This is a genomic window from Erysipelatoclostridium sp. An173 (assembly GCF_002160495.1).
Lineage (GTDB): Bacteria > Bacillota_I > Bacilli_A > Erysipelotrichales > Coprobacillaceae > Thomasclavelia > Thomasclavelia merdavium.
In genome coordinates, this window is sequence record NZ_NFKR01000053.1 from 1 (window position 1) to 13,283 (window position 13,283).

11 protein-coding genes are annotated in these 13,283 nt (G+C 31.6%); 6 read left to right on the plus strand and 5 right to left on the minus strand.

The genetic code is table 11. From position 1 onward, the window contains the following. Nucleotides 1–183: 183 nt before the first annotated feature. The gene (locus B5F09_RS13540; RefSeq protein ID WP_087303326.1) at nt 184–750 is read right to left on the minus strand and encodes a TetR/AcrR family transcriptional regulator; all 567 of its coding nucleotides are present in this window, start codon (nt 748–750) and stop codon (nt 184–186) included. 128 nt (nt 751–878) lie between these two features. Between B5F09_RS13540 and B5F09_RS13545 the strand changes: the two genes are divergently transcribed. The 6 genes from B5F09_RS13545 to ltrA all read left to right on the plus strand — a co-directional run bounded on the left by B5F09_RS13545 (nt 879) and on the right by ltrA (nt 8,945). Continuing rightward, on the plus strand, nt 879–2,801 hold the full coding sequence (locus B5F09_RS13545) for an NAD(P)/FAD-dependent oxidoreductase (protein WP_087374816.1): 1,923 nt from the start codon (nt 879–881) through the stop codon (nt 2,799–2,801). Between the two features lie 148 nt (nt 2,802–2,949). Further along, nucleotides 2,950–3,540 carry a TetR/AcrR family transcriptional regulator gene (locus B5F09_RS13550; protein WP_087374818.1) on the plus strand — a complete coding sequence of 197 codons (591 nt, stop codon included), beginning with the start codon at nt 2,950–2,952 and terminating at the stop codon, nt 3,538–3,540. A 64-nt stretch (nt 3,541–3,604) separates the two neighbouring features. Further along, entirely contained in the window at nt 3,605–4,618 is a 1,014-nt protein-coding gene (locus B5F09_RS13555; protein ID WP_158095860.1) for an esterase family protein, read from the plus strand. A gap of 145 nt (nt 4,619–4,763) precedes the next feature. Further along, a complete protein-coding gene (locus B5F09_RS13560) occupies nt 4,764–5,471 on the plus strand; it encodes an ABC transporter ATP-binding protein (protein WP_087374822.1) in 708 nt (235 codons plus the stop codon). Beyond that, nucleotides 5,464–7,041 carry a hypothetical protein gene (locus tag B5F09_RS13565; protein ID WP_087374824.1) on the plus strand — a complete coding sequence of 526 codons (1,578 nt, stop codon included), beginning with the start codon at nt 5,464–5,466 and terminating at the stop codon, nt 7,039–7,041. Before B5F09_RS13560 ends, B5F09_RS13565 begins: the two co-directional genes overlap by 8 nt. A gap of 620 nt (nt 7,042–7,661) precedes the next feature. Further along, nucleotides 7,662–8,945: a group II intron reverse transcriptase/maturase gene (ltrA, locus tag B5F09_RS13570; RefSeq protein ID WP_204215348.1), complete on the plus strand. Its 1,284-nt coding sequence runs from the start codon at nt 7,662–7,664 to the stop codon at nt 8,943–8,945. A gap of 146 nt (nt 8,946–9,091) precedes the next feature. On the opposite strand, the gene B5F09_RS13575 is transcribed toward ltrA, so the two are convergent. The 4 genes from B5F09_RS13575 to B5F09_RS13590 form a co-directional block, all read right to left on the minus strand. After that, nucleotides 9,092–10,123: a tyrosine-type recombinase/integrase gene (locus tag B5F09_RS13575; RefSeq protein ID WP_087246126.1), complete on the minus strand. Its 1,032-nt coding sequence runs from the start codon at nt 10,121–10,123 to the stop codon at nt 9,092–9,094. Then, on the minus strand, nt 10,120–11,064 hold the full coding sequence (locus B5F09_RS13580) for a tyrosine-type recombinase/integrase (RefSeq protein ID WP_087298341.1): 945 nt from the start codon (nt 11,062–11,064) through the stop codon (nt 10,120–10,122). Before B5F09_RS13580 ends, B5F09_RS13575 begins: the two co-directional genes overlap by 4 nt. After that, on the minus strand, nt 11,061–12,278 hold the full coding sequence (locus B5F09_RS13585) for a tyrosine-type recombinase/integrase (protein WP_087374825.1): 1,218 nt from the start codon (nt 12,276–12,278) through the stop codon (nt 11,061–11,063). Before B5F09_RS13585 ends, B5F09_RS13580 begins: the two co-directional genes overlap by 4 nt. A 182-nt stretch (nt 12,279–12,460) precedes the next feature. After that, a complete protein-coding gene (locus tag B5F09_RS13590; RefSeq protein ID WP_087374828.1) occupies nt 12,461–13,171 on the minus strand; it encodes a reverse transcriptase domain-containing protein in 711 nt (236 codons plus the stop codon). Between the last annotated feature and the right edge of the window lie 112 nt (nt 13,172–13,283).

Below are 13,283 nucleotides of genomic sequence, written 5' to 3' on the forward strand. Positions count from 1 at the left end.
GTAATCAGATTATTGAAAAGCGATATATTGAAGGATTACGTGATGAAGGATATGAAAATGTAATTGGCTATGGAATATCTTTTTATAAAAAACAATGTATAATTACAAAAGCATAAATGGCTATAAAAAGTGATTAATAGCCAAAGTATTAAGCAGTATACATTTAAATATACTGCTTTTTAATTATTTATATAGTTTTTTGTCAACTTGATAAATTGTTTGAATAGCATTTTTTACTTCTGTTTCAAAATCAAAATCACCTTTTTTTATACACCACATCATTTCAAATCCGGTAAAAGCATAGCTTAGGGTTTTATATAAATCATAGGGATTACGTTTGTTTAAAAACTGATCTGCTTCTTGTCCTTTTTTTGTTATTGCAATACAGATTGCTGAAAAATCATCTCTAAAATCAAAACTTCCTTGATCATTATCAAGATTTATTTTAAACATCTGACCAATAATATCAAAGCCAATATCCTGGCTTTGTTTAACTAAAGAAAGAAAACAAAGTAATAGTTGTTCATAATAGTTATTAGCTAATATTAGTTGGGGAACATTACTAGAAATTTCTTTAGTTATATCATCATATAAATGAATGATAGTATCTTCTTTATTTTTAAAGTATTTGTAAAAAGTTGGTTTTGTAATGTTAGTTTTTTTACAAATATCCTGGATTGTAACGTTATTAAAACCTTTTTCTTGATAAAGTTTATATGTTTGTTTTAAAATTTTATCTTTTGTTGTCATAAAATCACCTAAACATATTATAAATGATTTTGAAGATATGTAAAACGTTTATTTTATAACCCTTTACATTTACTATGGTAAATGATATACTTTACTTGAGTAAAGTAATTAAATGGAGGAAAACGGCTATGAAAAATGTGTTATTTGACAAAACTTATATTGGAAAAATGAAGTTGAAAAATCGTGTATTTATGTCACCAATGGGGACAACTGGTGAAGCGGATGGTGCATATAATATTGATGCCATCAATTATTTTATGGAAAGAGCAAAAGGGGGAGCTGGTTTAATTATTACTGGTGCTAATGTTGTTTCTACAAAATATGAACCACGTCCTTGTACAGAATTATCAGATTTTCATCATGTAGAAAGATTAAATATGTTAATTGATCGTTGTCATCATTATGGTGCTAAAGTATGTGTTCAATTGTCACCAGGATTAGGTAGACAACAATTTACTGATCCTTTTACACCACCTTATAGTGCTGGTAGCGTTGGGTCTTTCTGGTTTCCTGATTTAATTTGTAAACCATTTACTAAAGAAGATATTCAATACTTAGTTGGAAAAGTTGGATATTCTGCATCACTTGCAGTTATGGCTGGTGCTGATGCGGTTGAATTACATGCTTATGGTGGGTATTTATTGGATCAATTCCAATCAAAACAATGGAATAATAGAACTGATGAATATGGTGGTTCTTTAGAAAACAGAATGCGTTTTACATTAGAATGTATTGAAGCAATTAAAAAGAATATTCCTGATACAGTACCACTATTAGTTAAATTTACTCCTGATCAAAGAGTAGAAGGATTTAGAGATTTAAGCGAAGGTATCGAAATGGCTAAAATATTAGAAAAAGCTGGTGTAGATGCTTTGCATGTTGATACTGGATGTTATGAAGAATGGTATCAGGCAATTACGACAGTTTATTCAAAACCTGGACATAAATTAGATGTTCAAAAAGCTATTAAAGATGTTGTCAGTGTACCAGTATTAGGGGATGGAAAATTATTTGATCCTAAATTAGCTGAAAAAGTAGTTAATGATGGTATTCTTGATTATGTTGGTTTAGGACATGAAATGCTTGCTGATCCACATTGGGTAAATAAAGTTAAGAAAAATCAACTTGAAGATATCACTCCATGTGTTGGATGTAATGAATGTCTTTTATCTGGATTTAGCGGAAAACATTATTACTGTGCAGTAAATCCAACTTGCTATGCTGAAAAAGAATATGCTTTACCAGCAGATACTGGATTAAAACGAAAAGTATTAATTATTGGTGGTGGACCTGCAGGAATGGAAGCAGCAATTACTGCTAAAAGACGTGGCTTTGAAGTTGATCTTTGGGAAAAAGCTGATAAATTAGGTGGAACATTATGGCCTGCTGGTGGACCTGATTTTAAAGCTGATGTATTAAAATTAATTACTTATCTAGAAACACAATGTCATAAGTTAGGTGTTAATATTTCTTTAAATAAAGCGGCTACTAAAGATAATATCAAAGGTTTAGATTATGATCGTATTATTTTAGCTACTGGTGCTAATCCAGCAATGCCTCCTATTGAAGGAATAGAAAAAACAGTATTAGCGACTGATTATTTAACTCATCAAGTAACAACAGGTGATAATGTAGTTATTATTGGTGCTGGTTTAGCTGGTAGTGAAGCTGCTTGCGACTTAGCTGGTCAAGGTAAAAATACTGTTTTGATTGAAATGTTGCCAGATATTTTAGCTTTAGCTAATCATTGTTTAAATAATGATCAGCATTTGCGCAATATGATCAAAGATCGTGGTGTAAATGTTGTAACAGGAGCAAAAGTTACTAAAATAACTGATGATAGTATCACATATGAAAAAGACGGTGAAGTTCATACAGTTAGCTATGATACTGTTTTAAATGCAGCTGGATTTAAACCTAATAATCAATTAGAAGATTTATTAGAAGAAGAGTATGATGATAAAGTTGTTGTAATTGGTGATGCCGTTGCACCAAGAAAGATCTTAACAGCAATTCATGAAGGATATCATGCAATTAGAGTAATGGAATAATAAATAATGGAAAAGATAGCTAATGATGCTATCTTTTTTTGTTAAATAATAATTATATTGTATTAATGATTTATAATAAGTCACTGACTTAAAGTCAGTGACTTATTATACTGAAATAAAGATAAAAGAAAGGGGGTTCGTTTTGGCGATGGGTAAAAGACAAATTGCTGCTATGCAAACACGGCTTAAAGTAATTGCGGCAGCTAAAAGATTGATTGAAAAAAATGGCTTTAAAAATGTTACTATTGACGATATAACTAAAGAAGCCAAAGTAGCAAAGGGAACTTTCTATACTTATTTTAAACGTAAAGAAGATGTTGTTAGTGAGATTGCTAAATCTAATTATAATGAAATTTATAAAAGATCGGTGGAATTAGATGGAGATATAGGTGATCGAATTACTTCTTTTCTAATTGGATCGATGGAATATATTGAGCAAACTGGTCTTAAAATTTGTCAACAATGGATAAAGACTGTAGTAGAACCAGAAGATCAAGGAGGAAAAGAGAAGTTACTTTACGACTATAATATCATAAGTGATTTATTGAATCAGGCTATTGATGCTGGTGAACTTTCAAAAGAAACACCAGTAAAACAGCTATCTGATGCGATTGTGTCACAGTATTATGGTATTGTTTTGACTTGGGGAATTTTAAATGGGGCTAGTGCGCCAGTAGAGTTACTTAAAAAGTATTGTCAAGGACAGCTTCGAGATTCTTTATCACACTATCAAATCTAAAGATTAACAATATTTTATGATAATTAGATTAATGGTAGTAAAAGATGGAAGGAGTGTTAATAAAATGATGAAAAGAAAAGCTTTTAAAGTAGTTATCTTGTATATAGTATTATGTATGGTAAGTGGTTGTGGATCAATTAATGAAAGTAATGAATCAAATACTAGTGAGGTAAATGATATGGAAAGTGGACAATTAAGTGGAACTATTCCAATTGAACTTGAATATATACCAGAAAATTATGAAACACCTGCAAAACAGCAAGGAACAATAAATAAGCTGACATATGAAACTTGGGAATCTTTTAGCTATGAAGATCATAGTCAGCCGCTAGAAAAAAATACATGGGTATATTTACCCTATGGATATTCAAATGATCAAAAATATAATATATTTTATCTTAGTCACGGTGGCTGGAGCAATGAAACTACGATAACGGGAACTGCTCAAAATCCTAGTTCATTTAAAAATGTAGTAGATCACGCTATAGAAGATGGCAAAATGCAGCCGATGATCCTTGTTTTTCCAACTTATAATAATACTAGTGAAAATGATAGTAGTGATTATAGTTTAGCATTACAGCTAACTGATCAGTTTCATAATGAATTAGTTAATGATCTAATACCGGCAGTAGAAAGTCAATATAGTACTTATGCTACTGAAACAACACCAGAAGGATTAAAAGCTAGTCGTGATTATAGAGGGTTTGGCGGTTTTTCAATGGGTTCAGTTAATACTTGGTGTACTCTTCGTTATTGTTTAGATTATTTTCGTTATTTTATGCCAATGAGTGGCAGCTATACTTCAGATGGTGATTATATGGCTGATCTAGTAAGCAACCAAGGTTATGGTCCTGAAGATTTCTTTATTTTTGCAGCATCTGGTACTGATGATTTTGCTTATAATTCTTTTAAAAATCAAATTAATGCAATGACTGATGGATCAAATGATATTTTTCGTCTGGCAACTTCAAAGGCAGATGGAAATGTAGTATTTTTACAACGAGAAGGCTATAGTCATGATGCTACTGCAAGTAATGAATATACTTATAATGGTCTATGTTTTTTCTGGAATAGATAAGTTATTATTTAATTGATATTGTAAATGCTGTATCAGTAACTTTTTAATGAAAAGTTATGGATGATATGGCATTTTTATTATGATAGATTTTAAAATATCGATAGATAAGATATAATAAAATATATTATTGGATAAGGAGAATTCTATGGAATTAATTATTGAACACTTACAAAAAAGTTTTGAAAAAAAAGAAGTATTAAAAGACATTAATTATACATTTAAATCGGGGAAAATATATGGATTATTAGGTCGAAATGGAGCTGGTAAGACAACATTATTTAATTGTCTTAATCAAGATATAATAATGGATAACGGAACTGTACTATTAAAAGAAAATGATAATCAAAGACGTCTTGAAATCGAAGATATTGGATATGTACTTTCAACACCTGCTGTTCCTGAGTTTTTAACTGCTCGTGAGTTTTTGAAATTCTTTTTAGAAATTAATGAAAAACAAATTGTTAATTTAAAAACTATTGATGAGTATTTTGATTATATTAATATAAAAAAAGAAGATCGTGATCGCTTATTAAAAGATTTTTCTCATGGGATGAAAAATAAAATGCAAATGTTGATTAATATTATTTTAAAACCAAATGTTTTACTTTTAGATGAGCTGCTTACTTCATTAGATGTTGTGGTTGCTGAGGAAATGAAAAATGTTTTACGTCATTTAAAAGAAGATTGTATTTTGATTTTATCTACTCATATTATGGAATTAGCATTGGATTTATGTGATGAAATCGTCATTTTAAATCATGGTAAATTACAAGAGGTATCCAAAGATCAATTAGATAATGATGAATTTAAAGATAAGATTTTAGCAATGCTAAGGGAGGAAGATTATGATTAAAACATTTTGGATTGCTTTTAGATTGCAAATTACTTATCGGGTCAATACAATTATCTATTCCTTAAAACAATTACCATTAATAAAAAGAATTCTACCTGTTTCATTATATGCAAGTAAGAGTTTAAAAGCTATTGCTAGTGTTATTTCATTATTATGGGAGATTATTACAATATTTTTATATAAAGGATTATATCTTGGATTATTTTTTATCATACCGATTTTATTTAGTAATATAGATAGTAGTTTACAGCCGGCATTTTTTCTAAATATATTATTGTTTTTAACTATAGCGGGAGCTGTTAGTAATAATCGTCTTTTTGAACCAGGACGTGATAAGTATTATAGTATTATTTTAATGCGTATGAATGCTGCTAAATATACAATTACTAATTATTTGTATGAATTATTAAAAATTATAATTGGTTTTTTAGGATTTTTAATTTATGCTAATATTACTTTTGGGTTACCACTGTATTTTTGCTTATTAGTACCTCTAGCTGTTTGTGGTGCTAAAATTATTTCTAGTTGTTATTCACTTTATCAGTATAAAACAAAAGGAAAAATTCGTAACGAAAATAGTCCGGTTAAAGCAGTCTGGTCAATAATTGCAATTTGCTATTTATTAGCATATTTACCTTTTATTACCGGTTTGGCTTTACCGATATTTATAAGTATTGTTATATTGGCTATTATGTCTTTAGGAATTATTGGGTTTATTTATATCTATAATTTTTCTTTATACCGGCCAATGTATCAGGTCTTATTAGGACAAAAATTTTCAAATATTAATACTTCAATAAAAGAAATTACTAATAGTAGCTATTTAGATTCTATTAGTAATGATGTATCAATTACTAGTAAGAAAAAAGGATATGCTTATTTTAATGAGTTATTTGTAAAACGTCATCAAAAATTATTATGGCGCAGTGCTAAAAGAATCACTATTTTTACATTGGGTTTATTGATTGCAGCAATCATAGCATTACTTTCTTTTCCTAAAGTACACTATGAAATTAATAGCTTATTATTAAATTTTTTACCATATTTTGTATTTATTATTTATTCTTTTAATTCTGGAAAATCAGTTGTTCAAGCAATGTTTCGAAATTGTGATCATAGTATGCTGACATATTCATTTTATCGTCGTAAAGATGTTATTATTTCTTTATTTTATTTGCGTTTACGAGATATCATCATTATTAATTTAATGCCAGCATCGGTTATAGCAATCGGGCTTCCGCTTTTAATATATATAACTGACAAAAATACTAATCCATGGATTTATCCAATCGTTTTTATTTGTATTATTGCAACAAGTATTTTCTTTTCAATTCATTATCTGACTTGTTATTATCTTTTACAACCGTATAATAGTATGACAGAAACTAAGAGTAGTACTTATAGCATTGTTATGTCAATAACTTATTTGGTTTGTTTTGCCTTTATTTATTTAAAAATGAATGCTTTTGTATTTGGACTTATCATGATTACTTTTTGTATTGTCTATATAATTATTGCTAGTACATTAGTATATCGCTATGCCTCAAAAACATTTCGGCTTCGTCAATAATAATTTAAAATGATGTTTCAATCTTTTTTGCTATATAAAACAAGATTGATTTGTAATTAAGATTATCTTATTTTATAAAATAGGATAATCTTTTTTGTATGCCGGGCATGGCATATATCTAGGTGGTGCAAGTCCACTGTGGGGGCGATGTCGCAACTGCCAACCACTAGCCAATATCAAGGGTGTCAGTCGTGAGGTGGAATCTGAAAGAAGATGGAGGCAAAACTCCGGTCCAAGGAACACGAATCATATCAGGCATATAACGGGGATGAGTGTGCAAAACAACACGAAGTCATAAGAGATTGCGGAATAGGACTGTTATATGTAAATATGGCGGATATATGGAGTGAAAGAGATATGACCTTATCCCGGGAGGTCTTGTGATGGAAGAAATTCCTAGTAACAACGAATCGCAAGAAGTCAGCCGAGGTCGTAGTAGTAAGGAAGTTTCTGTAATGGAAATGGAGCGAAGGACCGAACAAATCTATCAGTTATTGAAATAGAAATTGTGCTTATGCATGGTCTTGGGATATAAGGAAAACTAGTACCATGAGTAGACAAAGAACGGATGAAAGTGGAAGTTAGTGCGTAAGCAAGCGAAGAAATGGAGGTAACGAATATTGAAAACTGATAACACATTATTAGAAGAAATGCTCAGTGATGAAAACATCATGAAAGCATACAAACAGGTCAAAAGGAATAAGGGAGCACCTGGTATTGATGGAATGACTGTTAATGAACTCAAGGGGTATCTAGATGAAAATATAGATGCCATAAGAGAGCAGATACGAACAAGGAAGTATAAGCCTTCACCCGTTAGAAGAGTAGAAATACCCAAGGATAATGGAGGGGTAAGAAACCTAGGAGTACCAACAGTCATTGATAGAGTTATCCAACAGGCCATAGTGCAGGTGCTAACGCCAATCTATGAGCCACTGTTCAGTGATTCAAGCTATGGATTCAGACCAAATAGATGTTGCGAGATGGCAATCATCAAAGCACTTGAATACATGAATGATGGATATGAGTGGATAGTCGATATAGACCTGGAGAAATTCTTTGACAACGTACATCATGATAAGCTTATCTCACTGATTATGAAGGATGTCAAGAATGGAGAAATCGTATCACTGATAAGAAAGTTTCTAGTAAGTGGTATTATGCTTGATGATGAATTCAAGGAATCAGTCATTGGAACCCAACAGGGCGGAAACTTATCACCGCTGTTGAGTAATGTAGTGCTTAATGAACTTGATAAGGAGTTAGAAGCAAGAGGGCTACACTTTGTAAGATACGCTGATGACTGTATCATACTGGTACATTCATCAAAAGCAGCAGACAGAGTCATGAAAAATGTATCAAAATTCATTGAAAAGAAATTAGAATTAAAAGTGAACATGACCAAAAGCAAAGTAAGCAAACCAAATGACATCAAGTACCTTGGATTTGGATTTTACAAAGACCATAAAGCGGGCGGAGTATATAAGGCAAAGCCACATGAAATATCAATAGTAAAATTAAAAGCAAAAATAAAGAAGCTAACATCAAGAAGCTGGTCAGTAAGTCTAAAGTATAGATTTCTAAAGATTAAACAACTCATAGTAGGGTGGATAAACTACTATAGGATAGGGAATTTTAAAATGAAGTGTAAGCAGATAGATGGTTGGCTACGATTCAGGATAAGAATGTGCATATGGAAACAATGGAAAACATCCCAAAAGAGAATCAGGATGATGATGAAGTTGGGAGTGAGCAGGAATAGGGCAACAAGAACCGCGTATTCAAGAAAAGGATATGCAAGGATAGCTATATCACAACCATTAAGTTATGCACTTAGGAATGAAGTATTAAAATATAATGGTCTAGTATCATTACTAGACCAATATCAGTTAAAACATATTTAGTATAGATTTGAACCGCCGTGTGCCGAACGGCTTGCCCGGTGGTGTTATCCAGAATTCTGGATAATTGCACTTATCCCGAATTATTGATTATCCCGAAAAACAGGTTTTTCCAATGAAAAATCAAGTAAAATTCGGGATAATTTTTATTACTTGAGTGAATATAATTTTTTCAAAAGATCTTCATCATCAAAATCATAATCATTAGTGTTGGTATTAGTTATATCAATAACGGATGAAGCTGCATTGATCGCTTTTCTTTTCATTTCAGTATCTGCATTGGCATAGAATTCCCTAGTGGTGTTAATCTGCGCATGACCTAACCATTCAGATACCAGAGGAAGAGGCATACCGTTACGGTATAGATGCATAGCTCTAGAATGACGAAACATATGACAATATATATGTTTTGGAAAGCTTGAATCAGCATTATTTGCCATGATACAGTATCGATCGATAAATTTCTGTACTGTGTCAGGATTCATTTTTGTTCGTTCACCGTTATGAAATGTAAAAAAGACATGGTCTTCACTGGTTAACTCATAGTTATCTAAATATTTCCTGAGATGCTCAACTGTTTTATCCATTATTGGAACTATACGCATCTTTCTTCCTTTACCATTAAGAACGATATGCGGAGATGAGTCTAAAGAGATATCTTTGAGCCTTATATCTAATAATTCCTGTATTCGAGCTCCTGTATCATATAAAGTAATCATCATCGTGAGATTTCTTCTATCTTTGACATTTAATTGATTAGGTTGACTGAGAAGAAATTCTAATTCTTTCTCACTTAAGAAATCTATGATGATTCCTTTAGTTACAGATTTTATAGGAATCGTCATAAGTTTCAGGTAAATATCGATTAACGTTATATCATGATTGGCAGAATACTTGTAGAATGATCTTATGGCAGCTAATTTTAGATTTCTAGTCTTAGCTGACCAATGATATTCATTTTCCCCATATTCAAGAAATGACTCGACAAGTTCAATCGTTGTATGATTAAAATCAAAATCTCTGAGTTTGATGCCTAAACTAGCCTTAGCGAAATCCAAGAATTGATTCATACAGATTTTATAACTCTTAATTGTATGTTTGCTTGCCCCTTTTTGGTTCGGGAGAAAGATTTCAAAGAAATCGCGAATCATCTTGAAATATTTCAGCTCGTTCTTTTTCATGGTAACACCTCTGGAATGAGTGATTCCATTATTCCCCAATCGATAGCTTTTGAAGTCTTTAGTCTATCAGGTAGTAAATGAATATAATAAGCTGTTTCTTCAAAGCTGGAATGTCCCATATAAGAACTCATGTAAGGCAATATATTATTCAGGTCTTCTCCTTCATCAAGAAATTTCATCATTAACGTCGTTGCAAATCGATGTCGTAGATCATACACTCTAATTCTGGTCATATTAGATGGCTCTTTAGTCGCTTTCCATAATTTTAAAAACTCTGTCCTAAGCCAAGTCGATTTATAACTATCAAGCCTAGGTGAGCTAAACAGATAGGGACTATTCATTTTAAATACCGAAGCTTTTCGCATATAATCTTTGATCATTTCATTGACATCATCAGATATCGGTATGATTCTTTCCTTATGAGCTTTATTCCTTCTTATGAAGATCGTTTTATCATTAAGATTGATGTCGCTTATCATTATTTCTCTTCCTTCGTTAGGCCTCAATCCACAATAAAATATCAACCGATAGATAACAGATATAATTAGCTTCTTATATGAACTCGGATCTTGAACGCTGTTTCTGATGGCTGTATCAAATAAATCAGTAAGTTCCTGATCAGTGAAAATATATGGGATATAGCGTTCTGCTTTGGGAGTAAAACTTGTATCCAGGATAAACTCACAAACACCTATCGAATAGATGAATATAGTAAACTGCCTGAGAGTAGACATCCTCTTTTTGAAACTATAACTTTTTTCAGTCGGTCTTGCGATACACCATGGAATCACCATCTTCTTTGTAATGATCGTTTCATTGGGATAGTTATCTTTAAGGTATCTTGAAAAATCTTTAATATACCATCTAGGGTTTTTTGTATCTAATCCACAACTACTGCGATATTCAAGATAATCATCTGTATATTCCCAGCAATATTTCATCGTCTATCACCTCGTATATCATCAAAAGATAGTGTGCATTTTCTCAGGCCTTCTACATCAAGATCGATGTATTGTCTAGATGGTTTTATTGATTGGTGACCAAGTATCTGGGCTACTGTATAAATTGATTGATCAGACTTTATCATTTCGGTCGCAATCATCCTTCTTATACCATGTATCGTATTCGTACCACCAACCATTACACCCGCATCTGCTGACCTTCTTCTTAATATATTATTTATCGAAACACCATCACGGAATCCTTCAAATGGTGCTAATGATCTGATGAACAACTTATCAGATTTAGTCTCAGGTCTTCCATTTAATACATAATCAGCCAAAGCTGCACACGCATCATTATTGAGTGGTAATTTTAGATAAGAATTAGTCTTTCCTTGAATGATTAGGATTTCTTTATTTTTCCAATCAATATCAGAAAGTTTTATATTAACGATATCTCCTGCCCTGATTCCTGTAAAGCAAGCTAAAACGATGATTGCATAGTCTCTCTTACCTACAGAGCTATTTCTATCAATGATTTTTAAAATCTTTGTGATATCATTAATATCTGCAGCTTTTTTAACTTTTCCATTTTTTACTCTTTTGACCTTTATAAGATGTGAAATATCCTTAAAGATGAGATGTTCATCAAAGAGTTTTCGCATATATTTAGATAATGCAGTAGCTACTTTATCAAGCGATCCAGGTGAAGTTAAAGATACAAGTTTGATAAAAGATACAATGTGGTCGTAAGTTATGTCCTGATATCTATATACACCATTTTCAATCAAGAATGTAGAGAATTTAATTAATGTCTTTTTTTCGAAGTCTATATTACGAGGACTTAAATCTCTGGTTCCAATATAACGATCAATGGATTCTGTAAACAGATTAGTAACTATTTCTTCATTGGCAATTTTAAATTTCCATTTAAAATTGCCGGTTTTTATTACTTCTTTAAGAATTCTCAGACCTCTTAGACGTTTATTAAATGTTCTTTTACCAAATTGATTAGCTTCTAGATAAGATTGATATATTTTCTCAACATTATCATTGACTGCTTCATCGTAATAATCCTCTCCCATCCGTTTGTATTCTACTAAAATGGGATTGAAATGAGTTGAGCGATACTGTTCTTTATAAGTATCATTGCCTAATGCATCAAAGAATGCATTCATAGCTGATTCGACAGCTTCAGTTATAAGTATTTTCATAATGATTACCTCCTGAAGCCATTATAAAAAATTATCCCGAATTTTACTTGATTTTTCATTGGAAAAACCTGTTTTTCGGGATAATCAATAATTCGGGATAAGTGGTGTTATCCAGAATTCTGGATAATTGCACCGTACATACGGGTCTCGTATACGGCGCTACATTTATATGTTAATTCAACCTATCTTAGATAGTATGCAAGAGGATTGACTAATCCAGGTCTTTCCTCTTTTCTTATGGCTAGGATATCTGCATTAAGTAAAAAGTTAACTACATTCCCATTTGCTTGTCTATACAGTCCAAGTCTTGTATTCGCTACCGAATAGATTTGCTCATCACTGAAGTGATAAGGTAATTTCTTATTCAGCTTTTGTAGATTTTTATATATCCTCAATGGTAATTTCCATTGTTTCAGAATAATGACCCTTATTTTGTGCCTCAACCATTGCCCAAATTCATCTATGAAGTTCTTCATCCTTCCAATTCGGAAATAGTTTATCCATCCTTTGATGATTTGGTTTATCCTGGTAAATGTTTTAGCGTTGGTCTGTGCTACACATTTCTTTCGAATGAGTTCCTTTCGACATTTATCATACAGGCTTTTCTTACTCTTCTTTGTAGGTTTGCATTCCCATTTTGATGAGTTCTTCCAGTATGTGAAACCTAGAAAATTACTATTCTTTGGTCTTACTACCTTTGTTTTGGTAGCACTGACCTTAAGGAATAGCTTTCTCTCTAGCCATGATGTGACTGACTTCATTACTCGATTTGCTGCCATCTCGCTTTTAACGAAAATATTGCTATCGTCTGCATATCTCACAAAGCATAGTCCTCTTGCTTGTAATTCCTTATCAAACTTATCTAGATAGATATTTGATAGGATTGGACTCAGAGGTCCTCCTTATGTGGAGTTAGTTATTATGCCGAGTTAAGTTTGAAAAGTATTTATTTTATAGGCTTTTCTATTTATTTTCTCGGCATAATATTTTATTTGAACTTGTTTA